The organism is Streptomyces sp. NPDC053427, from assembly GCF_044544985.1.
GTDB lineage: Bacteria > Actinomycetota > Actinomycetes > Streptomycetales > Streptomycetaceae > Streptomyces.
On the sequence record NZ_JBITYA010000005.1, the window covers coordinates 425,437 to 450,093 of the forward strand.

General features: G+C 70.3%; 21 protein-coding genes. 12 read left to right on the top strand and 9 right to left on the bottom strand.

The window, feature by feature from the left end; all coding sequences use genetic code 11:
- Positions 1–224 precede the first annotated feature (224 nt).
- On the bottom strand, positions 225–1,700 hold the full coding sequence (locus ACIGWZ_RS16590) for an FG-GAP repeat protein (protein WP_400065082.1): 1,476 nt from the start codon (positions 1,698–1,700) through the stop codon (positions 225–227).
- Between the two features lie 213 nt (positions 1,701–1,913).
- Here ACIGWZ_RS16590 and ACIGWZ_RS16595 point away from each other — a divergent pair, with 213 nt between their 5' ends.
- On the top strand, positions 1,914–2,222 hold the full coding sequence (locus ACIGWZ_RS16595) for a hypothetical protein (RefSeq protein WP_400065084.1): 309 nt from the start codon (positions 1,914–1,916) through the stop codon (positions 2,220–2,222).
- A 23-nt stretch (positions 2,223–2,245) separates the two neighbouring features.
- On the opposite strand, the gene ACIGWZ_RS16600 is transcribed toward ACIGWZ_RS16595, so the two are convergent.
- Positions 2,246–2,686 carry a 4-oxalocrotonate tautomerase family protein gene (locus ACIGWZ_RS16600; protein WP_400065086.1) on the bottom strand — a complete coding sequence of 147 codons (441 nt, stop codon included), beginning with the start codon at positions 2,684–2,686 and terminating at the stop codon, positions 2,246–2,248.
- Between the two features lie 167 nt (positions 2,687–2,853).
- Between ACIGWZ_RS16600 and ACIGWZ_RS16605 the strand changes: the two genes are divergently transcribed.
- The 3 genes from ACIGWZ_RS16605 to ACIGWZ_RS16615 all read left to right on the top strand — a co-directional run bounded on the left by ACIGWZ_RS16605 (position 2,854) and on the right by ACIGWZ_RS16615 (position 5,516).
- On the top strand, positions 2,854–3,762 hold the full coding sequence (locus ACIGWZ_RS16605) for a LysR family transcriptional regulator (RefSeq protein WP_400065088.1): 909 nt from the start codon (positions 2,854–2,856) through the stop codon (positions 3,760–3,762).
- Between the two features lie 199 nt (positions 3,763–3,961).
- A complete protein-coding gene (locus ACIGWZ_RS16610) occupies positions 3,962–4,573 on the top strand; it encodes a TetR family transcriptional regulator (protein WP_400065090.1) in 612 nt (203 codons plus the stop codon).
- 1 nt (position 4,574) lies between these two features.
- Positions 4,575–5,516: a hypothetical protein gene (locus tag ACIGWZ_RS16615; protein WP_400065092.1), complete on the top strand. Its 942-nt coding sequence runs from the start codon at positions 4,575–4,577 to the stop codon at positions 5,514–5,516.
- Positions 5,517–5,570: 54 nt separating this feature from the next.
- Here ACIGWZ_RS16615 and ACIGWZ_RS16620 read toward each other — a convergent pair whose 3' ends face one another.
- Entirely contained in the window at positions 5,571–6,413 is an 843-nt protein-coding gene (locus ACIGWZ_RS16620; RefSeq protein ID WP_400065094.1) for an alpha/beta hydrolase, read from the bottom strand.
- The gene (locus ACIGWZ_RS16625) at positions 6,410–7,597 is read right to left on the bottom strand and encodes an MFS transporter (protein ID WP_400065096.1); all 1,188 of its coding nucleotides are present in this window, start codon (positions 7,595–7,597) and stop codon (positions 6,410–6,412) included. The genes ACIGWZ_RS16620 and ACIGWZ_RS16625 overlap by 4 nt, the downstream gene beginning before the upstream one ends.
- A 72-nt stretch (positions 7,598–7,669) precedes the next feature.
- Between ACIGWZ_RS16625 and ACIGWZ_RS16630 the strand changes: the two genes are divergently transcribed.
- Entirely contained in the window at positions 7,670–8,428 is a 759-nt protein-coding gene (locus ACIGWZ_RS16630; protein ID WP_400065098.1) for a DeoR/GlpR family DNA-binding transcription regulator, read from the top strand.
- A gap of 181 nt (positions 8,429–8,609) precedes the next feature.
- Here the strand turns inward: ACIGWZ_RS16630 and ACIGWZ_RS16635 are convergent, their stop codons facing one another.
- Complete coding sequence (locus ACIGWZ_RS16635; protein ID WP_400065100.1) at positions 8,610–8,945, bottom strand: putative quinol monooxygenase; 336 nt, start codon at positions 8,943–8,945, stop codon at positions 8,610–8,612.
- Between the two features lie 418 nt (positions 8,946–9,363).
- Here ACIGWZ_RS16635 and ACIGWZ_RS16640 point away from each other — a divergent pair, with 418 nt between their 5' ends.
- Positions 9,364–9,744 carry a hypothetical protein gene (locus ACIGWZ_RS16640; protein WP_400065102.1) on the top strand — a complete coding sequence of 127 codons (381 nt, stop codon included), beginning with the start codon at positions 9,364–9,366 and terminating at the stop codon, positions 9,742–9,744.
- A 177-nt stretch (positions 9,745–9,921) separates the two neighbouring features.
- On the top strand, positions 9,922–16,152 hold the full coding sequence (locus ACIGWZ_RS16645; protein WP_400065413.1) for a toxin glutamine deamidase domain-containing protein: 6,231 nt from the start codon (positions 9,922–9,924) through the stop codon (positions 16,150–16,152).
- A 72-nt stretch (positions 16,153–16,224) separates the two neighbouring features.
- Here ACIGWZ_RS16645 and ACIGWZ_RS16650 read toward each other — a convergent pair whose 3' ends face one another.
- Positions 16,225–17,208, bottom strand: a complete 984-nt coding sequence (locus tag ACIGWZ_RS16650; protein WP_400065104.1) for a HEAT repeat domain-containing protein — start codon at positions 17,206–17,208, stop codon at positions 16,225–16,227.
- 180 nt (positions 17,209–17,388) lie between these two features.
- Between ACIGWZ_RS16650 and ACIGWZ_RS16655 the strand changes: the two genes are divergently transcribed.
- Positions 17,389–17,730 carry a hypothetical protein gene (locus ACIGWZ_RS16655; RefSeq protein WP_400065106.1) on the top strand — a complete coding sequence of 114 codons (342 nt, stop codon included), beginning with the start codon at positions 17,389–17,391 and terminating at the stop codon, positions 17,728–17,730.
- Between the two features lie 96 nt (positions 17,731–17,826).
- On the opposite strand, the gene ACIGWZ_RS16660 is transcribed toward ACIGWZ_RS16655, so the two are convergent.
- Both ACIGWZ_RS16660 and ACIGWZ_RS16665 read right to left on the bottom strand, forming a co-directional pair.
- Positions 17,827–18,483 carry a hypothetical protein gene (locus ACIGWZ_RS16660; RefSeq protein WP_400065108.1) on the bottom strand — a complete coding sequence of 219 codons (657 nt, stop codon included), beginning with the start codon at positions 18,481–18,483 and terminating at the stop codon, positions 17,827–17,829.
- A 280-nt stretch (positions 18,484–18,763) separates the two neighbouring features.
- Positions 18,764–19,060, bottom strand: coding sequence for an SHOCT domain-containing protein (locus ACIGWZ_RS16665; protein WP_400065110.1), 297 nt, complete (start codon positions 19,058–19,060; stop codon positions 18,764–18,766).
- A 267-nt stretch (positions 19,061–19,327) separates the two neighbouring features.
- Between ACIGWZ_RS16665 and ACIGWZ_RS16670 the strand changes: the two genes are divergently transcribed.
- The 3 genes from ACIGWZ_RS16670 to ACIGWZ_RS16680 are packed head-to-tail and all read left to right on the top strand — an operon-like array spanning position 19,328 to position 23,099.
- Positions 19,328–19,855: a (2Fe-2S)-binding protein gene (locus ACIGWZ_RS16670; RefSeq protein WP_400065112.1), complete on the top strand. Its 528-nt coding sequence runs from the start codon at positions 19,328–19,330 to the stop codon at positions 19,853–19,855.
- 11 nt (positions 19,856–19,866) lie between these two features.
- Complete coding sequence (locus tag ACIGWZ_RS16675; protein WP_400065114.1) at positions 19,867–20,862, top strand: FAD binding domain-containing protein; 996 nt, start codon at positions 19,867–19,869, stop codon at positions 20,860–20,862.
- Positions 20,859–23,099: a xanthine dehydrogenase family protein molybdopterin-binding subunit gene (locus ACIGWZ_RS16680; RefSeq protein ID WP_400065116.1), complete on the top strand. Its 2,241-nt coding sequence runs from the start codon at positions 20,859–20,861 to the stop codon at positions 23,097–23,099. The genes ACIGWZ_RS16675 and ACIGWZ_RS16680 overlap by 4 nt, the downstream gene beginning before the upstream one ends.
- Positions 23,100–23,120: 21 nt before the next feature.
- On the opposite strand, the gene ACIGWZ_RS16685 is transcribed toward ACIGWZ_RS16680, so the two are convergent.
- The gene (locus tag ACIGWZ_RS16685) at positions 23,121–24,062 is read right to left on the bottom strand and encodes a trypsin-like serine peptidase (RefSeq protein WP_400065118.1); all 942 of its coding nucleotides are present in this window, start codon (positions 24,060–24,062) and stop codon (positions 23,121–23,123) included.
- 324 nt (positions 24,063–24,386) lie between these two features.
- Here ACIGWZ_RS16685 and ACIGWZ_RS16690 point away from each other — a divergent pair, with 324 nt between their 5' ends.
- Positions 24,387–24,542 (top strand): DUF6131 family protein, encoded by a 156-nt coding sequence (locus ACIGWZ_RS16690; protein WP_400065120.1) that lies wholly within the window; start codon positions 24,387–24,389, stop codon positions 24,540–24,542.
- The last annotated feature ends 115 nt before the right edge of the window (positions 24,543–24,657 follow it).

The following is a 24,657-nucleotide window of genomic DNA, read 5'->3' on the forward strand; positions in this document are numbered from 1 at the left end:
AATAGGGGAATTTTCCTGCGGATGGGGGTTCTCCCGTGGAGGGGAGTTCTCCGGTGAGTGGGACTTCTCCCTGGACGGAGTTATCCCGTGAAAGCGCGTCACGAGCGGGTCCGGACGAGCAGAGCGGCGACGGCGGTGACGGTGCCGAGGTGGCCGCTCCTCCGGAACGGGTGCCGCGCCCACCGCCTGGCCGCGGCACCCGCCCCGCACTCCCTGGCCGGAAGTCAGCCGGCGACGATGCTGCCGAACTGCGGTGCGCCCGCGGTCGAGATGCCGGCCGCGGCGGCGGAGACGAAGCGGGAGCCCGTGGTGGTGAGGCGGCTGCCGTCCGAGGGAAGCGTGATGATCGCGCCGTCGCCCCCGTCCTCGAAATTGGCACCGACGGTCAGATCGGCCTTCTTGTCACCGTTGAGGTCGGAGAGGAAGACCTCGCCGCCGAACAGGTCCCGCTTTTCGTCGCTGCCGGGGACGCCCGGAGAGTTCTGGTGGAAGTACTGGACCTGGTGCGTGGTGTCGATGCCGGACGGCGAGCCGCGCAGCACGGTCACCGCACCGGCCTCCGCCACGCCATCGATGGTCTCGGAGGCGACGCCGATGGCCAGATCCTGCAGGCCGTCGCCGTTGATGTCGCCGAGGGAGACCTCGTACCCGAACTTGTCCCCCTTCTCGGAACCGCCCGGCACCGCACCGGACTCCTGGGTGATGGTGTCGACGAGGTCCACCCGCGGCCCGCTCGCCGAGCCGTGGATGACGTTGACCTTGCCACCCTTGGTGGCGCCCGGGACCCGGTCGTCGAAGTGCATACCGGTGACCAGATCGCCGAAACCGTCGCCGTTGACGTCGCCGATGGCCGTGATGTAGCCGCCGGGCAGCCGCTTGGCGCGGGCGCCCGACAGGCCGGACTCCGTGCCGGGCAGGTAGTAATTGACGCTGGCGTGGGGGGCTTTCTTGTCGTAGGCGCTGACGACGAGGTCGGCGTAGCCCTGGTCGGTGACCTCGCCCGACGTCAGCTGGACGATGCCATTGGTGGCGTCCTGGTAGAGGGGCAGGCCGATGGCCGTACGTGCCCCTGGTGTGCCGGACCGGCTGAAGCCTTTCTTGAAGACGTGCAGCGTCGAGGAGGCAGCGCCGACGGCCAGGTCCGTTGTGCCGTCGCGGTCGAAGTCGCCCGCGGCCAGCGCCGCGCCGAGAAGGTCGTGCTTCGACGGTGCCGGGTCGGTGAGCGTGGCGCTGCCCTTGCCGGAGAGGCCCCCTGCCGCGCCCCACAGGATCTGCACCGTGCCGCCATCGACGTCCCCGGAGACGTCTTCGTTCGGGGCCGACACGGCGAGATCGGCGAAGCCGTCGGAGTCGAAGTCGCCGACTGCGAGGGCGGCGCCGAAGAGGTCACCGGCCTCGGCCGCGCCCGGGACCCCCGGGGAGTTCTGGCTCAGCGTGGTCCGCCGGGAGGCGTCCACGCCGTGCGGCGAGCCGTAGAGGACGGTGACGGCGCCGGCGCCCTTCTTGCCGTCGACGGTGGCGACGGGCGCGGCGACCGCGATGTCACGGTAGCCGTCGCCGTTGAAGTCTCCCTGACGGCCGTTGGCGGCCGACGCGGCGCGGTCCGCGGCCGAGGCGGTTCCGGTGGCGGCCGTCAGCAGCCCGGCCGCCATGGCTGCGGCTGCGGTGGTGGCCAGGGTCGTACGGAGGTGCTTGGGCATGCGGGTTCTCCTGCTGCCTGTGGGATGCCGGGCATCCACAGCCGAATGATGTGCCGGAATACCGCGTGCGGACGGGCGTTCCGCCTTTGTCCGGGCGGTAGTTGGCGAACAGGAGACCTCCAGGAGAACGTGAAGGTTGTAGCGGAGACGTGAAGCATCGGTAATGAGCGGGTGACGGCGCCTCCGACGGCCGCGCGAGGGTAGGGTCGGCCCATGGTGATCCGCTTACGACACCCGTGGCGCGCCGCACTGGCCGTGGCCTGCACCGCCTTGGTGCTCACCGGCGCCGGAGTGACGCTGCTCCTGCGGGACATGACGCCGTCCCCGTACGCCCCGCCGGCGCAACTGCCCCGGACGCAGGGTGTGGCGCTACGGGTCGCGTACGAGAGCGAGCTGGATCTCGACGCCCCGCCCGGACCGGCCACCGTCGCCGGTGCCGCCATGCTGGCGGTTGCCGGGTGCCTGGGCGTCGGGGGCTGTCTGATCCGCCGCCGACGCCCGGTGGATTCTGCGGCCGACTGATCCCGTCCGGCCACCCGACGGCCTCAACGGGCCGCGGACGCACCCCGGTAGTGGTCGAGCTGCGTGACACCGTTGTAGCCGTAGCTCTCGGGGTGGAGTTCGTAGAGCGCGACCCCGGCGACCGGAGGCAGCACGCCCAGCGTCTCCCTCAGCAGTGCGTAGGCTCCGGTGAGGAACCGCGCCTTCTCGTCGGCGCTGTTGGTGCCCGCCGTGATGCTCACCTCCACATGCGCGCCGGTGGCCTCCCGGACCGGGCGGCCGGCGACGAAGAAGTGGTCGCCCGGGACCGTGTTCACATGGACCGTGGTGCGGGCAACGGACTTTCCGAGCGCGGAGACGGCCAGGTCCGTGAGACCTTCCGCGAGCGCGTACCGGCGGGCGGGGGCCAGGTCCGGTTCGGAGACGGTGACGCGGATGTACGGCATGGTGCGACGCCTTTCGAAGGGGATGAAGTGGATGCTCATCACCCTTTCCGATCAGGCAGGATGGGTCCAACGCAGATCATCGATGGGCTCATGAGGGGGCCTCATGAGGGGGCCTCATGGGGGCTCGCAAACGGGCTCGCCAGGGACCTCGGAGGCGCCTCGGAGTGGTCTCAGGGGAGCGTCATCACATGGGGCGAGGAGGCATCGTGGCGCTGAATCTTCCGCAATTGCGCGCGTTCGTCGCGGTCGTCGACGCGGGCGGCTTCGGTACGGCGGCGACGGAACTGGGCCTGAGCCAGTCGGCGGTCTCGCACGCCGTCGCCTCGCTGGAGCGCACCCTCGCCGCCCCGCTGATCGTGCGTTCAACTCCCCTGCGTACAACCGCACTTGGCGATACCGTCCTGCCGCACGCCCGCGCGGCCCTCGCGTCGACGGACGCGATCGTCGACGCGGCGGCCCGGCACGAGGCGACGACGGGCGGTACGGTCCGCCTCGCCGCCACGCCCACGGTCTGCCAGGGCCTGCTCCCCTCGCTGCTGCGCCACTGGTCCGAGCGGCTGCCGGGCATCCGCATCCGCGTCTTCGAAGGCAGCGGGGAGGAGACCGAGGCCTGGCTCGCGAGCGCAGCGGCGGACGCCGCCATCGTGGTCGACCCTCCCCCGGCCTCCGGCCCGGGGAACCCCCCTGCCGACGGCGGAGCGCTGCTGGCGACCGACCCCTTCCTCGCCCTGCTCCCGCGAGACCACCCCTTGGCGGGAGAGGAAACCATCCACGTCGCGGACCTGGCGGACGACCCGCTGATCCTTTCGCCGAACGGCTGCGAGCGGCACATCCGCACCATCCACCGGCTGGCGGGAGAGGAATACAGCCCGGCCCATCGCGTACGGGACCTCGGCACGCTCATCAGCATGGTCCAGGCCGGCCTCGGTGTCTCGATCCTGCCGGAGGTCTCGCGTCCGCTGGTCCCGGAAGATCTCGTCCTGGTACGGATCACCCCGCACCACACCAGGAGCCTGGTGCTGTGCGGCCCACAGGGACGCCCCTGGCCACCGGCGGTGCGCGCCCTCGTGGAGTCCGTCGGGCGGCTGCCGACGGGCGCCAACAGCGCCGCGTGAGGCCCGCGGCGACGGCCGGCGTCGGCGAGGAGAGCCCCTCCGCAGTCCCCCTCATGCGACCAAGAGCCCTCTGAGCTGCGAGAACGACGCCTTACGCGCCGGTCACGCGATACCCCCACGGCTGCCACACCCTCGTCTTCACAAACCATACCGGGTTTAATTTTGAACTCGGTATGGATTGATGGTTATGGTGGGACCCATGACAGGGCTGCGTGAGCGCAAGAAGGAACAGACCAGGGAGCGGATCGCCGCGGTCGCGTTGCGACTGTTCAGCGAGCGCGGCTTCGATGCGGTGACGGTCAACGAGATCGCTGAAGCCGCAGAGGTCGCGAAGGCCACGCTGTTCACCTACTTCCCGACCAAGGAGTCGCTCGCTCTCCGGGGCGTCGGCGACGACGACCTGGCCGGGATCATCACGCGGCGGCCGCCGGAACAGTCGCCGCTGGAGGCCCTACGGGCCCATCACCGGGCGTTCGCCACCACACAGGCGACGGTGGGGGACCTTGACGCGCTGATCGCCTCGGTGCGCGTCATCTTCGACAGCCCCACCCTCACCGCCGCCGCAAACGGCCTGCTGTACGAGCAGCGCCAAGCGCTGGCGGAGGCGCTGGCCGACGAATACGGCGAGACCACGGCCGCACTCATGGCGGCTCAGATCGCCGCCTCGCTGCTCACCCTCCAGGAGTCGTACTGCCACCGCCTGCTCGCGGGCGTATCACCGCAGGAAACGGGCCGCGCACTGGCCGAGGACGTCGAGCTCGCCTTCGACCTGCTGGAACACGGACTCCACCACGCAAGAAAGAAGAAATGACATGCGCGCACGGGGCATCAACTACGACACCGGGCTCTTCCCCGGCGACCAGCTCACCAGGAAATCCTTCGCTCCCCAGGCGGTCCGGGACGAGATGAGGGTGATCGCCGATGAGCTGCACTGCGACGCCGTACGCATCTCCGGCCGCGAGCCCGAACGGCTGAGCATCGCCGCCCGCCTCGCCGCGGAGGTCGGTCTCGAAGTCTGGTTCACCCCCTTCCCCGTGGATCTCCCGCCCGATCAGGTGCTGCGGTTCTTCGCCGACTGCGCGCAGCGCGCCGAAGAGGTGCGGCGCAGTGGCGCCGAGGTGGTGTTCGTCGCGGGATGCGAGATCAGCGCCTTCTGCCACGGCTTCCTTCCCGGTGCCACCTACGGCGACCGGCTTCGGGCCATGGTCTCCGCCGACATGGAGTGGTGGACCTCCCTGGGGCCCGTGCAAGAGCGCCTCAACGCCTTCCTCGCACAGGCCGCCGCAACGGTCCGCGCCCACTTCGGCGGACGGATCACCTATGCCTCCGGCCCCTGGGAATCCATCGACTGGCAGCCGTTCGATCTCGTCAGCATCGACGCCTACCGGACCGGTGACGACGGCGACAGCTTCCGTACCCACCTGCGCGAGTTCTTCGCCCACGGCAAGCCCGTCGCCATCACCGAGTACGGCACCTGCGCCTACCGTGGGGCAGCCGATCTGGGGGGTATGGCCTGGCAGCCGCCCCCAGGAGCGGTGCGCGACGAGGACGAGCAGGTGCGCTACCTGACCGAACTGCTGGACATCTTCGAGGAGGAGGGCGTGGACACCGCGCTCTGGTTCCTCTTCGCCAACTACGACAAGCCCGGGGAGCGGGATATCGCCTCCTACGGCGTGGTCCGGATGCTGGACGAGACGCGCTGGGAGCCGAAGAAGGTGTTCCCGGCGATGGCGGCGAGGTATGCGCGCCGATGAATCGCGGGGCGCCCGCTCTGCGGGGCGGCGCACCGGATTCCACCGCCCGCGGCGTCAGGACAAGCCCGCTCGGTGCAGCGGCGGAGGGGGACCGGTCTCGTACGGTGTCCCGCGGAGCACGGTGTCGACGAAGCGGCCGCGCGGCGCGGCGTTGTCGGCGAACCAGCTGCCCAGCCGGTGATCCGCCGCGGGGTGGACGAGCCGGGTGAAACGCGAGCGCGATGTGCCCAGGGCGTCGGCGACGGCCTCGGTGACGGCCGGCGGGATCACCGCGTCGGTGCCGGGTACGGCGAGGACAGCGCGGGGGGAAAGGGACCGGAAGACGTCGAGAGCGCGGGAGCGCCGCCAGCTGTCCGGCGTCCGGATGATCTCGGTGAAACCCGCACCGAAAGGCACGGACCAGGCCTCGGCCGCGTAGACCGCGGGCGCGCACAGCCCGATGGCCGCCACCCGGGAACCGTAGTGGGCCACCAGGTCGGCGACGGTCTGGCCGCTCATGCTGAAGCCGATGAGCACCAGGTTGCCCTCGGAGGAGATGTGGTTGTCGATCACGGCGCGGGCCTGGAGGAAGCGGCGCCGCAGACTGAGTTCGCCGAGGTGGCCGGAGCTGTCGCCGTGCCCGGAGAAATCAAAGGCGAGTGCCTGGTGCCCGCGGGCGGCGAAGTCGGCCATCAGACCGGTCAGGCGGGTCTTGTCGCTGGTACCGGCGCCGTGCAGAACCACGGCCGTCAGGGGCGGGGACGAATCCCTTCGCACGGTCGACGGGACCGCTGCCGCGCAACTGAGGGTTTCGCCGTCGCACTTCACGGTGGAACTGCGGAACACGGCGTGGGCGGGGCCTCCGCGGGCCGGGCTCCCTCCGCGGTGCGTGCCGGAGGCGTCCGTCGTGTCGCTCATACGGTCTCGGTCTCCAGACGGGGAGATGCGGTGCGCTCGGACCGCAGGATGCCCGCCGTACAGGCGGCCGTGAGGCAGAACGCCACGGGCAGGAAGAACGTGAGGTTGAGCGGGACGACGTGGGTCAGCGGTCCGATGATGGCGGGCCCGGCGAGCATACCGAGGTAGCCGAGGCCGGCGACGCGCGAGACGTTGGCGCCGGCGGCGTCCCGGTCCACATGGCCCGCGGCGCTGAAGAGTTGGGGGATGCAGCCGGAGAGTCCGATCCCGAACAGGGTCCAGCCGATCAAGGCCAAGGGGATCCACGGGGACAGCGCTGCCATCGCCAGGCCGAAGGCGGCCACGGACGCGCCGTGGCGGACGATGGCCACCGGGCCGAAGCGCGCGGCCATCCGGTCGGTCAGCAGCCGGCCGACAGTCATGGCAGTGGCGAAGGCTCCGTAGGCAAGGGCGGCGGTGGCGGCGGGCGCACCCAGGCCGTCGCGTAGATGGAGCACGCTCCAGTCGTTGGCCACCCCTTCGCACAGCATGAGCATCAGCGCCAGAGCGGCGAGCACCCAGATGCGCCGGGGCGTCCGTCGCCTGGCCTTGGCCGCGGCGGGGGCCGGTGCGGTGGGGGTGGCGGGCTCGGGCCGTAGCAGTGCGGGGGTGGCCAGTGCGGTGACGAGGAGGCCGAAGAGCGCCACCGCGCCGAGGGTGACCGGCGGGCTCCAGCCGCGGTCGAGAGCGCGGGCGCCGACCAGGGCGGCGAGGACACCACCGATGGAGAAGGTGGCGTGGAAGGCGGACATGACGGGCCGTTGGTAGCCGCGCTCGACCTGGACGGCGTGGGCGTTCATGCTGACGTCCAGGCAGCCGTTGCCGAACCCGAGCGCCAGGAGCGCAGCGCCCAGCATCCAGCCGTTCGTGGCCAGCCCCGGCAGGACGAGCGCGGCGCTGCACAGCGCCGCGCCGACCGGTACGACGGTGCGGGCGCCGAAGCGGTCGGTGAGCGGGCCGACGATCTGCATGCCCGCGAAGGCTCCCGCGCCGAGCAGCAGCAGAAGCCAGCCGAGTACGGCATGCCCGATCCCGGCGCGGTGCTCCACGACGGGGATGTGGACGACCCACATGCCCATGAGGAAGCCGTTCAGGGCGAAGTAGGCGAAGGTGGCCAGGCGACCGGCCCGCAGTGATCTTTCCATGCAACGAACATATCGAACATGAATCATGTTCGTAAGGTTGCCGTTCGAGCGCATTCGATGTTCAATTCGGGAATGGCGAGCACAGACAGACTCAGGCAGATCACCGACGCCGTGCGCGAGGCGGGCCGGATCGGCGTCGCGGAGCTGGCCGCACTCACCGGCGCCTCGGAGATGACCATCCGTCGCGACCTGGAGGTTCTGGCCGACCAGGGAGTTCTGGAGCGCTACCGCGGGGGAGCCCGAAGCCTGCTGCTGCGCGGCGAAGAGCCCCCCTTCGCGCTGCGGGCCCAGGAAGGGCTGGAGGTCAAGCGGCGCATCGCCGCCGAGGCCGCCGGGCTGATCGCCGACGGCGAGTCCGTCGTCCTCGACAGCGGCACCACGTGCCTGGAGGTGGCCCGCGCGCTGGAAGACCGCCGCCTGACCGTGATGCCGCTCTCCCTCCACGCGGCCAACGCACTGACCGGGGCGCCGCAGCTGACGCTACTGGTGCCCGGCGGCCGGCCCCGTCCGGGCGAGCTCGCGCTCACCGGCCCGCTGACGGCGGCATCGCTGGCCGCCCTGCGCTTCGACACGGCCGTCATCGGGTGCTGCGGAGTGAACGCGGCGGACGGCCTGACCGCTTACGACCTCGACGACGCCGCCGTCAAACGCGCCGCAATCGCCTCGGCCCGCCGCGTCATCGCCGTCGCGGAGGCCCCCAAGCTCTCCCGCACCGCCCTCGCCTTCGTCACCCCCGCCTCCGCCTTGCACGCCCTCATCACCGACGAGGCCGCCCCGGACGACGAGACCGGCGCACTGACGGCCGCGGGCGTGACCGTACGGAAGGTATGAGCGCGTAACGGTGCTACGGGACCGGCACTTGCGCCATCGCCAGGCCCCCGGGGACGTCGGTCTTCCCGCACCCGAGGCTCGACGTGCCGCCGGCGACGGCGCTGCCGTCCCGTCGTGGGAAGACCTCTGACCCGGGCACGCGACGTGCCGGCCGACGTTGCCACCGGGTCCGAGGGAATCCCTATTCCGGATTGCGGGGCGTGATCTCGCCCATCGCTCCCCAGCCGTCCATGCCGGGAATCTCGGTGCTGACGATCTGCGGCCGATCGGCCACCGCGTACGACATGGCGTCCATCGCGGCCTTGAAGTGCTCGGACTCCACGTGCTCCTTGCCCGCCTCGCCGTCGCGGAACGCTTCGACGAGCACGAACTGGTGCGGGTCGTCGACGCTGCGGGACCACTCGAAGAACAGGTTGCCCGGCTCGCGGCGGGTGGCCTGGGTGAAGCCGTCCACGAGGTCGAGCCAGTTGTCGCTGCGCTCGGGGCGGACGGTGAATTTCACGGTGATGAAGATCATGACGCTGGTCTTTCCAAGGAACCGGGGGTGGATGTGATGCCTGGTCGGCACCTCGGCATGCACCACAGGTCAGGTGGTGGGCCGGTACCAGCGAGGTTACCTGCCCGATGCCCGCCGGGCGGTGCACCGGGGGCCGCACGGCGCTCGCGTGGTCCGCCGTCGGCCCGGTTCCGAGCGCCCGGCAGCGACCGCGCCACCGCAGAACCGCGGAACCGGAAGAACCGCCTCAGCGTGTACGGGGGTGACGGTCGGCAGCTCGTACGGCGACAGGGCACCGGTTCACGCGGGCCCGGCCCGGGCCAACGCCGTACTCTGCAACGAATCCGCAGCAAGCGACACCTTGAGGACATGTCAGTTTGGATGGTTAAACTTTCCAGTACTGACGTGGCCACGGCGGCGTCCAGGAGAGGGGAGCACCGTGGGAGACGGACTCAAGGCTGACATCGCGTCACTACGTACGGGCGGCGGAGACTTCGACCGGATCGGCAAGGACTACCAAGGTCTCGTCGACACCCTGCAGAATGCCCTGACCTCTCTGGAGGGCCAGGACACCCCGCCTTGGGGGGACGACGACCTCGGCGAGAAGTTCGGCGTCGTATATGAGGGATTGCGGGACGGAATGTACGAGTCGATGGGCCATCTTGCCGCGAAGCTCCAGGACATCGGTGGCGGGTTGAACAACATGGCCAAGAACCACGAGGCCGATGAGGACTTCAACGAATCCATGATGAAGCAGCACACGGCCAACGCCGAGGCGGACAGCCAGTTGATCGCCCGGTTCAAGAGCCCCAGCGTCTAGGCAGGACCGCACCCGGCCCCTATCGCTCGACCTCGCGATGCGGGCAGTCGTTCTTCGTATCGAGCCCGTGTTCCTCGCTCCTCGCCTTCGCTCTTCGCTCCGCGCTCCTTGCTCCGCGCCGTTGATTCCGTACATACCTGAGCCACTGCCATTCGGGGGAACCCAGCCGTGTCACTAATGCTGCCGGACGCACTCGAATGGGTCCTCGAAATGCTGGGGTTCAACTGGCCCACGGCGGACGAGGACAAGTTGATGGAATCCGCCCAGAAGTGGCGGGATTTCGCGTCCGGGGTGGAGGAACTCCAGCACCAGGGCGTCAAGGCCGCCGGCAACGTCCTGTCGGCGAACTCCGGCGACTCCATCGACGGCTTCAACACCACGTGGGAGAAGTTCGCCGGCGGTTCGGGCTACCTCGACGACGCGCGTAGCGCCGCGAACGCCATTGCCATCGCGCTGGACGCCGCGGCGGGACTCGTCATCGGGATGAAAGTCGCGGTGATCGCCCAATTGGTGATCCTTGCGGCGGAAATCATCGCGGCCCAAGCGGCGGCACCGTTCACCTTCGGATTGTCGGAGGTGGGAGCCGCCGCTGCGACGGTTGCGACACGGGCGGTCGTACGAAAACTCATCAAGGAAGCCGCGAAACAGATCCTCGACGCGGTCCTCGAGACGGTGAAGGAACCCGCCGTCTCGGCGCTGCAGGCCATGATCTCGGACGTCATCGCGCAGTCCGTGAACATGAGCTTTGACGCGCAGAACGGCTTCGACGCCGGCCGTACGGTGAAGAAGGGTGCCGAGGAAGGCGTCAACGCGCTCAAGAACTCGGGGCAGACGTTCACCGAGGCGCTGCGTGACGGTGCGGGCGCCAAGGCCGGACACCACGCCCGGAATGGGCTGGAGTCGGCCGCGGGGCACAACTCCGGCGAGGGTTCCGGGGAGGACTCCGGACACGAATCCGGTCGGGACTCCGGCCGTGGGGCCGAGACCAGCAGCGGCAACGGCAGCGGCGGCGGCAATGGCGGTGGGAGCTCCGGCACCGGCTCGTCGTCAGGTGACTCCTCCACATCATCGGGTGGCTCTGCCTCAGGCGGGTCCCCCTCGGGTGGGCCCTCCTCTGGTGATTCCTCCTCGGGTGGCTCGTCCTCCGGTGGCTCGTCATCGGGTGGTTCGCCGTCCGGTGGCTCGTCGTCCACCGGCTCGCCATCGGGTGGCTCGCCCTCATCCGGAGGGGCAGGTTCAGGCGGCTCGTCCGACGGGGCGGGTGACTCGTCGTCGTCCGGGACGTCCGGGGCGTCCGGTGGTGCGTCGGACGGGTCGTCGTCGACGGGGACGTCGGGCGCCGGCGGTTCGTCCGGTGGCGCTACGCACACCGACAGTTCCGGCGGCAGCGGACCCGACGGTGGTGCCACGGCCTCGCCGAACTCGGCTTCCGGTGATACGGATTCCTCTTCCGGATCCGGCCCTTCCCCGGACAGCGGCGGCTCTTCCGGGTCCTCGCGTTCCGACTCCCCGCCCCCCAGCCACCTCACTCCCTTCGATGCGGGGTACCACGAAACGCAGGGTGGCGGCGACACTGCGGGCGACTCGCCGTCCTCGTCGGGCGACTCGTCGTCCTCGTCGTCTACGTCCCCCGACTCGGGCTCGGCTGCACGGCCGGACGCGGGCGGTACGCCGGATGTCGACTCGCCTCAGAACAGTGGTCCGAGCCCGGCGACGCCGGCACATGGCGACTCCTCCGCCACCCCGGGACCGGACAGCACGCCCTCGTCGGAACCGTCGATCCATACGGACAACTCGCCGTCCCCGGAGGCGAGTACGCGGCCGGACAGCCCGGACGACGGAGCCGCGCCGACCCCCGACCGCGCAGAGGGCCCGGCTGCCGCCGCACCGGCACACCAGGGCACCCCCCACGACTCGGGCCCCGACGCGAACCCGTCGCCGCCTCATTCCCAGTCGCCCTCGCCGTCGTCCTCTCCGTCCTCCGACCCCTCTCCGTCGTCCAGCCCTTCCTCCTCGCCGTCGTCCGACCCCTCTCCCTCGCCGTCGTCCGACGCCTCCCACTCGCCGTCACCGGACTCGGGAAGCCAGTCCCAGGCGCACATTCCCTCGCCGTCGCCCTCGCCGGACAACGCCCCCGCAGCGGGCCCGGAACCGCACCACTCCACATCGCAGAGCGACAACGGCAGCGACAACGGCAACGGCAACGGCAACAACGCCACGGGGGGCGGCGGCCGAGGGGGCATGCCGCAGGGCGTCGTTCCCCAAGCGGCGCCCTCCGGCCACTCCGGTGGCTCCTCGTACGGCTCGCCTCAACAGCACGCCCCCAGCCGGCCGGACGACGACGGTCCCGTCACCATGGAATCGGAGAGCGCGACCCTGGCTCCGCCTGCCCCCGGCGTGTCTCACCCGTCGGGAACCGGCGGAGATGCGTCCGGGCCTGCCGCCGCTCCCCCGGCTTCCACCCCGCAGTCCCCGCCGCCCGGCGTGGTGATGGGCGGCGGCGCCATGCCCGCACCGAGCAGCCCCGCCGGCGCGCCGCCCGCCTCCGCGCCCCCGCGCTCCACGCCGACCGGCAACGGCGAGCCGCCCCGCGCCAACCCGGCCCGGGACCCACGGACCGCGCCCTACGGACAACCGCAGAGCACTCCCCCGCGTCAGCGCCCCGGCACGCCTGACCAGACATCGCGTCCGCGGCCCACGCCGCCGCGTGCCGATCCTCCTCGTCAGGAGCAGCCTCGTACCCCGCAGCCGCGCACCGAGCAGCCACGTACCGAGCAGCCGCGCGGCAACGAAACGCCTCAGCATCAGCCGCCGAAGCCTCCGTCCAGCGATACGCCGGAGCAGGCCGGACCCGACCAGAACGTCCCGGAGCAGAGCGGCCCGAAGCAACAGGTGCCGCCGGGCGATGACACGCAGCCCGCAGCGGAGACTCCGGACGCCGCGCAGGATCCGGCGCCGGACAACGATCAGGACAAGAACCAGCCCAAGGACGAGCACCAGCCTCAGGAGCAGCCTCCGAACGACCCGGCACCGGACCAGAAGCAGGACACCAAGGATCCGGACGGAGAGCACAACGACGCGGAGAACCCCGACACCGCGAAGCCGGAACCGGAGCCGGAGTCGAAGTCGGAACCGGAGTCGGAGTCGGAGTCGGAACCGGAGTCGGAGTCGGAGCCGAAGAGTCCTGACGCGGACCCTGAAAGCCATACCCCCGACGACGGCGCGCCGGACGGCAGTGAGTCTGACGGGAACGCCCCTGATGACAGCACGTCCGAGGACGACCAGACCAACGACGCGAAGGACGACGACTCCCAGTCGGACGACGCCAAGAGCGACGACTCCAAGAGCGAGGACACACCGGCCGACGAGGACACACCGGCCGACGATTCCGAGCCCGGCGACCAGGACTCGTCGGACGCGGACTCCGAGCCCGACGCGCAGGACGACCGGCCCAGCCTCGACGACGTCCGGGCCGGTATCCAGGAGGCCCCCGGCGGGCTACTGCCGCCCGACACCGCGGACCAGCAGGCTCTCGAGGACGCGGTCCCGAGGAACGACGACGGCACCCCGCAGCGCTTCCCCGACCCGTTCGGGAACTGGTCCCAGTTGCAGAACGACGGCGGCACGGACGTGCCGGGACGCTCCAACAACTGTGCAGACTGCAGCCGTTCGTTCCTCGAGACCTGGTACGGAAATCCGCAGGTCTCGGCGCCTCGTACGCCGGACCTCAATCCGGACGGAAGCCTGGACCGTTGGTCGCCGGAGACGAATGCCAACGAGAACATCATCGACTGGACAGGTGCTCCGCACTCGTATGCCGGCACCAGCCCCGACGGCCATGACGCCATCGCCCAGGACCTTCTGAACGCCGGCCCGGGCTCGGCCGCGATCGTGCAGGTCAACTGGGCCGACGGCGGAGGCCATGCGTTCAACGCCGTCAACCACAACGGCCAGATCGTCTGGGTGGACACCCAGAGCGGCGAAGTGAGCCATCAGCCCATCAACACCGACGGCGCCACGGATGTCTTCTACATCCCGCTGGACGCCGATCGGAATCCGCTGTATCCCGCTCCGGATCCGACGGCCGACTCCGATGCGTCCGATGCGTCCGATGATGCCCATGCCACGACGTCGGATCAGTCCAACGACGCCCCGACACACGACTCCCAGTCGGACGACTCCCAGTCGGAATATTCGCAATCGGACGACTCGCAGTCGGAATATTCCCAGCCGGACGATGCCCAGTCCGACTCCACACAGCACTCCGACTCGGACTCCGACTCCGCGCCCGAGCACACGCAGGACCCGCAAGAGCACACGCAGGACCCGCAACAGCACGCGGACGACGCCCCGCAGACGGACAACACACCGCCAGACCAGGCGACGCCCGACGAGGCATCGCCAGATCACGCGTCGCCCGACCACACATCGCCCGACCACACGTCGCCGGACGAGGCGTCGCCCGACCACTCCTCGCCCGAGCATTCGCCGCAGTCCACCCCCTCGCCGCAGGCCGAATCCGCACCGAGCGACCACGGCGACGGCACCACCCCGGACGCAAACGATCCCGCCAAGCAGCCGCCCGCCACGCCACCCGGGCCGGGCAGCCATCCGCACGCCCCGGACGGCAACCCGACTGCCTCGACCACCCCGGACCCTCACTCCGCCACCCCGAACGACCACAACCAGTCCACCTCGCTGGCCTCGGACGCGCCGCCTGTGCCCGGCCCGACCGGAGGGTCGCCGCGCCCCGGCGGCGATGCTCCGCGGCGCGACACGGATCCCGGCGCGCCCGACGGACGCCCGAACGAGACGCCGTCCGACGGCCGCCCGAACCAGGCGAACCTGTCGGCCCCGTCGAATCCGCCGACCCCGTCGAACCCCCCGCACCAAACGCCCCCCGACGCACGCCCGAAGCCGGCGACTCCGGAAGCTCCCAGCGGGAAGCGGAAGGCGACGGACCCACCGGCCTCGGACAATCAGCCCTCCGGCTCAAGCTCTTCCACCACCGGAAACACCCACAAGAGGCGGCGAACGGAACCGGACCACGAGGGGCTTGCCCGGCTGAAACTGGACGATTCGCCCACTCCGACGCCGACACCCTCGTCGTCGAAGCCCGACGACGACTCGATGGACGTCGACAAGGAGCCTTACTCCGACCCACACGACCGCGGCGAAAGCGACACCTCCGAGCAGGAGCAGGAGGGCAAGCACACCCTCGACGCGGAAAAGGAAGGCTCCAAGGAGTACGGCATTCCGCCGGACAAGCTTCAGGACGAGCTCCGCCGGGACCGGGACGTGCACCGCATTCCGCTCGACAACGTCCATGACCACCTGGACCGTTGGGCGGAGGACGGGAATCTGGCACAGGTTCTGCGCGCCTCGACCGGTGATTCCCAAGCGCCCTCGGCCGACGCGGGCAAGGGTCCGCGTGCTTTCACCCAGAGCGACCTGGAACAGCGGCTGCCCGGGTTCAAGGACCTGGATCGCGGTGAGCGACTCGCGGTCGTTTCGTCGCTGGCCCGGCTCAGCGTCGGTTTCCATGAGCAGCACGGTGTGGGCAAGAATCCGGAGAACGTCGACAAGCCGTACCGCAACAAGGACGAGGGCGATCCCAAGGAGAAATCGAAGGACAGCGCGGCCAAGAATTCGGACGAATCTCTGGGCGTGCGGGGGCACCGCAAGAGCAGCGAAAAGTTCCTCGACAACCTCAAGGTTTCGGGCACCATGCCGCCCAGCCTGAAGCACAACAGCCCAGACCTCACGGATCGCAATTACGCGGTACTCGAGGTCGAGGGGCCGCCGCCCGAGCGTGAGACGCATTACGTCACCGATTCATCGGTACCGGTGGGCGAGAAATATGTGTCGGGCCGGCACTCGGAGAAGCACCTCGCCGACTGGTTGAAGCGCACGAACCAGGGCGACAAGACATACACCCCCAAGGCCGTCTACACGGAACGTGAGCCCTGTGGAAACGGGCAGGGACACGCGAAGTGTTCAACGGTGCTGCGGGGCAAGGCACTCGACGACACCAAGGTGTACTACAGCACGACGTACCGCACCGACCCGGCCGACGTCGCGGCGAAGAAGAAGCTCGACACCGAGAAGGCCGGGGAGAAGAAGAAGGTCGACAAGATGAGCCCGGCCGACGTGCAGCAGAACATCGCGGACCGGATCAACAACCGCACGGACAAGTCGCCCGAAAAGGCGGCGAAGGAAATCGCGGCGGCCCAGAAGCTCAGCGATGCGGAGGCGCGTGATGAGCTGAAGAAGGTCATCGAGCGCGAGTACAAGAAGCGCAAGGAAGACGCGACGACGGACGAGAAGCGCGCCATGGTCCGCGAAATGGACCGGCATATCGACCACCTGGATTCGACCTGGCGGAAGATCCAGCCGAGCCTGATGTGACCGGTCGGCCGGAGTCCCCGGTGCCGCCACGTACAGCGGGGCGGCGGCGCCGAGGGACTCCTCGTCCCGCCGTCAGATGGCGAGTGCGCCCCTGAATCGGCCATGGCCGACGTCCGGGCTGGTCACGGCGAGCCAGCCGTGTCCTACCGTGTCGAGTACCTCGACCGTCGTCGGTTGGACGGAAATCCAGGACGCGGCTTCCTCCGGATCGCGGACGCCCTCCGCGTATTCCTCGGCTTCCGCCGGATCGTACAGTTCATCGTCCTCCTCCTGCATCAAGTTCCGCTCGAACTCAAGCGGTTCTCCGATCCATTCGGGGTCACCGTACGTGCGGTATCCGCGCTTGTCCTGTCCGTTCTCCGAGACCCACCACACCCGCGCGCCGTTGTAGTCGTCCACGGCATAGAAATGAGCTTCCCGGCAGTGCTTACTGAGCCTTCCTACGGCTTGCGCCCAGTAGTCGTTGAGGTAGTCGGCACCATAGACGAGTCGCCAGCCCTCGAATTCGGCCGTGATGAACACGCGGTAGACCGTGGTGTCGGTACCGTCATCGGCTCGATGGTTCAGCGAATTCTCGTGGTCGATGGCGGCGGACACGCCCATGGCGGTCGTCGCGGGGCGCGGGTCGTGCAGTTCGAGCGCCGCAACGATGTCCGCCACTTCGGCCCCGGGTACCGCGATCCAGAGACCGGCCGGAAGGTCGCCGGGCCGCTCGTCCAGCAGTTTGATCCGTACCAGCCGTTCAATGGCCGCCCGGTCCGCCGGGCTCAGGGCATCGCCGCCGCCGAGGCTCGCCAATGCGCGCAGAGCGGTTACCCGCAGGTGCCCCGGGCCCGTGCGGCGCACCGTCCTCAGGGGCTCGATCGCCTCGGTTCCGAGGCGTTCCAGGCAGGACTCCGCCGCCGAGCGGCCGGGCGCCGCCTCGTCCTGGAGCAGTGGCAAGAGATGCTCGACGACGGGGGCCCCGAGAGCGACCAGACGGTCCCTCGCGTCGTCGCGGTCTTCCCTGTCCACGGCTGTCAGCCGACGTACCAGCGCGGCGATGTCCTCACTCATGAGAACGACCCTAGCCGAGCGGAACCTGGGGCTCATCGGGTCCGCATGTGGAGTACGGTCAACGCCGTAGCCGGACCAGGTACGTCTTCATGACGGGGCCATACACAGCGCCTCATGACGCACACCGTTCCGCCATTCCGTCTTTCTGCCTGCGCATCGACATAGGACGAAGGAGTTTCCATGACGTCGGAAAGCAACTCCCCAATGGATCCCCAGGATGTGCCCGCGAACCCCGATGAGGCGCTGGAGTCGGTACGCCGGCAATTCGGCCAGCCCCGCTCCTTCGACGGCACCCTCGCGCCCTTGCATGTCGAGGAATTCGATCTGGGCTATCTGGTGTATGCGACGTTCGCCAAGCCCGTCGACAAGAACGGCCGACCGGTCCCCGCGCCGCCGGGCGGCAGCAACTTCGTGGTGGCGAAGGACACCGGGAAGATTTCGACCGTTCCCAACTACCCGCCCGACCAAGCCATCGCGCTCTACCGGAAGCAGCGTCAGAGGACGGACGCGTCCGAGGCGTAACAACGGGTCCGCATGCTCGGCGAACGGCCATGGGCCATCGGCGAACGGCCAACGGCCCTCGACCGACGGCCGGACGCCGGGCGGCCCGGTCCCGGGTCAGACCGGGACGCCGCCGTCCGACAGCCCCGCGCCCCGAAGCGCCCTGGTCATGGCCGGCAGATCCCAGTGTTCATCGGTGGAGTCGGCGACCACGGACGCCAGTAGCTCGGGCGTCAGCCGATACCGCTCGGCCTGGTCCAGGAGGTCTTCGGCGCTCCGGCCGGCGGCCCTGCCGTAGTCGTCGCCGGCCAGCAGTCCCAGGACCTCGTCCCGGTCGACGAAGCGGCGCATGCCACAGTCGAGGCCGTCGTCGTCCAGGCCGTCGGGGTACGGGGCCCGGGCCCAGGACCCGTTCTCGTACCAGTAGACGCAGCCCAGTTCATAGCCCGTGAGCAGGTCGTGCAGGTCCTCGTACGGGAGCCAGTCCGGGGCGCCCGCCAGCATGTCGATCGGCGGCTTGTGCCACTTGACGTCGCTCGCCTCGTCCTCGCCGTAGAGGACGAACCGGCCGTCGCCCCTCCTGGCCAGCGTCCACCATGTGCAGCCGCAGTCGTCGAGGTGGAGCCCTCCCGCGTCGATCCAGCAGCCCGTGCGGTACCCCTTGCTCTCCTCCGCTGCGGTGGTCGCTTCCAGTACGGCAACCAGCGCCCACCGCGCCCAGAGCACCTCCGGCGACGGCAAGTCCCCTGGCAGGCCCGGTCGGTGAATCGTCATGCCGTCCTCCGGCTGGTCGTCGCGATGGCTTGTGCAGCGGGACCGGACACCCGCTGTCATAGGGCGGGCGATCCGGCAGGTGTGCCGCGAAAACGCCTCTGGGCAGCGGAAATAAGGAGTGCCGAGGCCGCCGCTTCCGCCCCTGTCGGAGGCGCATTCCCGGTGCAGAAGCGTAGCGGGTGCGCTCCGTCCGTCCGCGTCGAGGGCGTGTGCATCGGGGGCGTTCGCATCGAGGGCGTCTGCGCGGGCGGACGGCCGAGACGGCACCGCCTTCTGCGGGTCAGGGTTTCTCCGGCCCGCCGTGGGACGAGCGGAGGGTCGCCAGCCGCCGTCGGTACTCCTCGTCCTCGATCTCACCCCGTGCGTACCGTTCGGCGAGGATCTGTTCGGGGGTGGGCCCGCCGGGCGGGCGGTCGCCGCGGCGGCCGGTGTGTTCGCCCCCGGGAGGCGCCGTACGGGCGAGGGCGCGGAAGAGCAGGACACCGGCCGTGACGACCAGTGCCCAGAACAGGACCATGCCGACCGTCATCGCGAACCAGCCCCAGCCGCCCGCACCGTGGTCGTACCAGAACATCATGGCGCTTCACTTCCCAGCTCAGGCGAGGTGCGGGCCGGGTGCTCGCAGGTGAGCTCCCGTCCATTCTCGCTCCTCGCCACGGCGATGGCGGGGCGTCGTGCGGCGGTGCGGGCGGCGGACGGTGGGCCGCCGGGGCCCTCGTGCCAGGTCACGGTCGCGGCCGTCACGGATCGTCATAGGTGGCCACGGTTGGTCACATGCCGTCACGAGTCGCGGGCCGGTTGCCGATGAAACAGGATGAAATATCAGGCCAGAGGAGGTCTTCCAGTGTCCGCTCCCGACATCCCGTCCCGGGCGCCCGCGGCCGCCGTTCTCCCGGAGCGCGGCCCCGACCCGGTGCGGATCACCCTGTCGGTCAATGGCACCGACCACACATGTGAGATCGAGCCACGGGTCAGCCTCCTGGATGCGTTGCGTGAGCGGCTGGCCATGACGGGTGCGAAGAAGGGGTGTGACCAGGGCACATGTGGTGCCTGCACGGTGTGGGTCGATGGGCGGCGGGTGCTCGCCTGCCTCACGCTGGCGATCGCCTGTGAAGGGCGCGAGGTGACCACCGTCGAGGGTCTGGCGGACGGTGACGAGCTGCACCCCATGCAAAGCGCCTTCATCGAGCAGGACGCCTTCCAGTGCGGCTACTGCACCCCGGGCCAGATCATGTCCGCGGTGGCCCTGCTCGACGAGGGTCACGCCTCGGACGACGCCGAGATCGGGGAGTGGATGAGCGGCAACATCTGCCGCTGCGCCGCCTATCCCCACATCCGGGCCGCCATCCGCGCGGTCCGCGACGAAGCCTGAGGAGGCCTGCCGTGCGGCCCATCAGTTACTCGCGCGCCGGTGCCGTGGCCGATGCGGTCGCCGCCGTCGCCGCCGATCCCACCAGCGACTTCCTGGCCGGGGGCACCACCGAGATCGACCTGCTGCGGCAGAACGTCATGCTGCCGCGCCGGCTCGTGGACATCAACGATCTGCCCCTCGGCCGGATCGAGGACCGGCCCGATGGCGGCCTGTACATCGGCGCCCTGGCCCGCATGAGCGAGGTGGCCGAGGCCCCCGCCGTACGGGAGCGCTTTCCCATGGTCGCCCAGGCGCTCGTCCTCGGTGCCTCGGCGCAGCTGCGGAACATGGCCAGCATGGGCGGCAACATGATGCAGCGGGTGCGCTGCGCCTATTTCCGCGACGCGACGTCACCGTGCAACAAGCGTGACCCGGGCAGTGGATGCAGCGCTCTCGACGGCTTCCACCGCGGCCACGCCGTCCTCGGGGTCAGCGATCACTGCATCGCCACTCATCCGTCGGACGTCGCCGTACCGCTGATGGCTCTGGACGCCCGCATCCATACAGAGGGCCCGCACGGCCGGCAGGTTTACCCGATCGACGATTTCTTTCTGCTGCCCGGCAGCACCCCGCATCTGGAGCACCCGCTGGAACACGGTGAGCTGGTGGTGGGCATCGAGGTCCCGGGCCTGCGCACGGCCCGTACCTCCGTGTATCTGAAGGTCCGCGACCGCGAGTCGTACGAGTTCGCGCTGGCCTCCGCGGCCGTCGCGGTGACCGTGGAGGACGGTGTCATCGGCGAGGCCCGGCTCGCCCTGGGCGGGGTGGCGACCAAGCCCTGGCGAGCCCGCCGTGCGGAGGCGGTGCTGCGTGGGGCGCCCGCCGACACCGAGACCTTCCGACGGGCCGCCCGCGAGGAACTCGTCCCCGCCCGCACCACGCCGCTCAACGCCTTCAAGGCCGAGCTGGCCCAGCGGACCCTCGTCCGGGCCCTGCAGTCCCTCACCCACCCGGAGATTCCGTCATGACGACGACCCTCGCGATCGGGCAGCCCACCGACCGGGTCGACGGCCGCCACAAGGTCACCGGCAGCGCGCAGTACTCCTCGGACATCCTCCTCGGCAACATGACCTATGCCGTCCTGGTCGGCGCCCGCGTGCCGAGCGGCCGGATCACCCACATCGACGCCGACGAGGCGTGGGAGGCCGGCGGGGTGCTCGCCGTCCTCACCCACGAGAACCTGCCCGAGGCAGCCGCGCAGCCCCCGCTGATTCCCTCGCTCGCGGGGATGCCCGCCCCGGGACAGACCTTCTTCCCCTTCCAGGACGACGTCGTGCACTACACGGGGCAGCCGGTCGCCCTGGTGGTCGCCGACACCCTGGAACGGGCCCAGCACGCGGCCGCGCTGATCCGTATCGGCTACCAGGAGACGCCCTCGGTCACCACGCTCGACCAGGCGCGCGACGCGGCGTACGAGCCCGAGGCGATCTTTGCGGGCTTCGTCCCCGGCCGGACCGAGCGCGGCGATGTCGAGGCGGGGCTGGCCCGAGCCGACGTACGGATCGATGCCACCTATACCTTCGCGGCCAACAACCACAACCCCATCGAGCCCTCGGCCACCACCGCGGCCTGGGACGGTGACCAGCTCACCCTCTACGACGCCACGCAGGGGGTGACGGCCACCCAGCTGACCGTCGCGGCGCTGCTCGGCCTGACCCCCTCGAAGGTGCGCGTCCTGTCCCACTACGTCGGCGGCAGCTTCGGCTGCAAGGCCATGATCTGGGCGCACCCGGCGCTGGCCGCACTCGCCGCCCGCGCGGTCGGACGGCCGGTCAGACTCGCCCTCACCCGTGAGCAGATGTTCACCTCCGTCGGCCACCGGGAGGAACAGGAACAGCGCATCGTGCTGGGCGCCGACAGGGAGGGCCGCCTCACCGCGCTGCGGCACCACAAGCTCTCGCCCACCTCGCAGTTCGACGACTGGGCCGAGCCCTCCCTCGGTGTCGCCTCCCAGATCTACGCCTGCGCCGACTACGAAGGCGTCTACCGGCTGGTCCGTGCCAACACGATGACGCCCACCTTCATGCGGGCGCCCGGCGAGGCGTCCGGCATGTTCGCACTGGAATGCACGATGGACGACCTCGCCCACCGGCTGGGCATCGATCCGGTCGAACTCCGCCTGCGCAACCACTCCGACAGGGACTCCAGCACCGGCCGTCCCTGGTCCAGCGACGGGCTCAGGGAGTGCTACGAACGCGGCGCCGAGCGGTTCGGCTGGCACCGTCGCAACCCCGAGCCCCGGTCCCACCGTGACGGCAACTGGCTGATCGGCTACGGCATGGCCGCCTCCGGATATCCCGTCTACGGCCCGATCAACCCGCAACGCGCCCGGGCCCGCCTGTACTCCGACGGCACCGCCGTGGTCCAGGCCGCCACCCCCGACTTCGGCACCGGGGTGGCGACCGTGATGACTCAGGTGGCCGCCGATGCGCTGGGCCTGCCCTTCGCGCGGTGCCGCTTCGAGGGCGGTGACACCGCGCTGCCCACGATCGCCGCCGCGGTCGGCTCCTCGGGTGCCGGCATGATCAGCGCGGCCGTGCACACCGCGGCAACCCATCTGCGCGACCAGCTCGTGGCGCAGGCCGTCGCGGACACCCAGTCGCCGCTGCACGGCGCGGAACCCGGCGAAATCACCGTACGGGACGGCCGCATGATGCTGCGCGAGGCCCCCGAGACCGGGGAGAGCTACGGCGATCTGCTCCACCGCAACTCCCTTCCCGACGTCGAGGCGGCCGGCTCCTGGTCGCCGTCGCCGCAGAGCACCCGCTACGGGATGATGACGTTCGGCGCTCAGTTCGCCGAAGTGGCCGTCGATCCCGATCTCGGGATCGCCCGGGTCCGCCGTATGGTCGGCGCCTTCGCCCCCGGCCGGGTCCTCAACCCCAAGACGGCCCGCAGCCAGTTGATGGGCGGGATGCTGTGGGGTCTGGGCCAAGCCCTCCTGGAGGCGAACCACATGGACCCGCGGCGCGGCCGCTGGGTCGCCTCCAGCCTGGGCGACTACCTCGTGCCGGTCAACGCCGACGCACCTGAGGTGGCGGTCGAACTCATCGAAGTGGCGGACGAGATCGTGAACCCGCTCGGCGTCAAGGGCGTGGGAGAGGTCGGGCAGGTCGGCGCGGCGGCGGCCGTCGCCAATGCCATCCACCACGCCACCGGGCGCCGCATCCGTAAGATGCCCGTCACCATCGAGGACCTGCTCTGAGAAGTCCGGTCGGCCGGCCGCTCAGCGCGGTGCGGCGGGGGTGTCGCCGCGGACGGCGTGCAGGTAGAGGGCCAGGGTGTCGCGTGTGAAGTACGAGCTGTAGGAGACGTCCGGGAAATCGCCGCCCGTGTGGTAGCCGCCGATCACACCGATGAGGGCGTAGCCGGTGAAGTCCCTTATCAGGAAGGGCCCGCCAGAGGTGCCGCCGATGTAGCCGGCGCAGGCGATCTCGAGGAAGGTGCCCGGGGCGGCCGGGTCGGTGCTGGTGTACCGGTGCGTGGCGGAGGCGCAGTCCAGTGGCTTGGGGTGGGTGGTGTCGCTGTTGCCGGGGTAGCCGATGAGCCGCACTTCGCGGTGGTGGTAGCCCGGGTAGGGCAGGAGGTCGTAGCCGCCGGTCGCCTCCTCGACTTCCGTCGCGTCCTCGCGCGCGGCGAGGCGTACGACTGCGTAGTCCCAGCGGGCGCCCGCGTCCGTGCCGAGGTCGTAGTACCGCTGGTCGATGTAGATGCGGTCGACGGGGAAGATCCCGAACGGCTTGACTCCGTCGTGGTACTGGGGCACGAACGACAGATGGCGCTTCGGGTCGGGGGACCGCAGGCAGTGGGCGGCGGTGACCACGAGGTTGCGGCGCGGGCTGCGGACCACCGTTCCCCCGCAGAACCGCCCGGTGTTGCTGCTGTCCGTCCAGAAGAACGTCCCTACCTGCGGGACGCCGTCGAAGGGGTGGCTCGGCGGAGCCGGGTCAGCGGCCGGGCGCGGGGCCGACGGACTCCGGACGGCGGAGGCCGGCCGGGCGGCGCGCATCCGCTGCGGGGTCCAGTACGTGACGTCCGATGCGGTCGCGTGCCGCGGGGTGTCGGCGGCGTGCGCGAGCGGTCCGGGCAGGGTGAGGAGCGGCAGGCCGATGAGCGGGGTGGCGAACAGCAGGGCGGCGAGGGCGCGTACGGCAAACGGTCTGCTCATGGACGGGGTCCTTTCGCGGGCACGGCGTACGGAAGGAACGCGACGGGCGCGGGGCGCGTGGACATGGTCGTACGGCGGGAGGCGTGTGGCGAGAGGCCGCGCCGGTTTGCCTCAACGGCCCGCCCGCCGACGCGTCTTCGGGGCGGCCCCCCTCGGGTGGCCTCGGGTGCCTCGCCGCGCTCGGCTTCCGTCTCGACCCCGCGCCGGTCGCCGGGGGCGGTCGGCGGCCGCATGATCGCTCCCGGGGCCTCCGGCTGCGTTTGTCATGGGGGTGGACCGGGACGACAGTGGAAGGGGGACGTTCGCACGAGAACGGAGAGCATCGTGATTGTTCTCGGAATCATCCTTCTGGTGATCGGCTTCCTGGCGGGCATCACCGTGTTGTGGACCATCGGAATCGTGCTCGTCGTGCTCGGGGCGATCTTGTGGATCCTCGGCTCGCTGGGGCATGCGCTCTTCGGCCGGAAGCACTACTGGTAGGCGGGCCGGAGGCAGGACGGGCGGGCCGGAGGCAGGACGGGCGGGCCGGAGGCAGGACGGGCGGGCCGGAGGCAGGACGGGCGGGCCGGAGGCAGGACGGGCGGGCCGGAGGCAG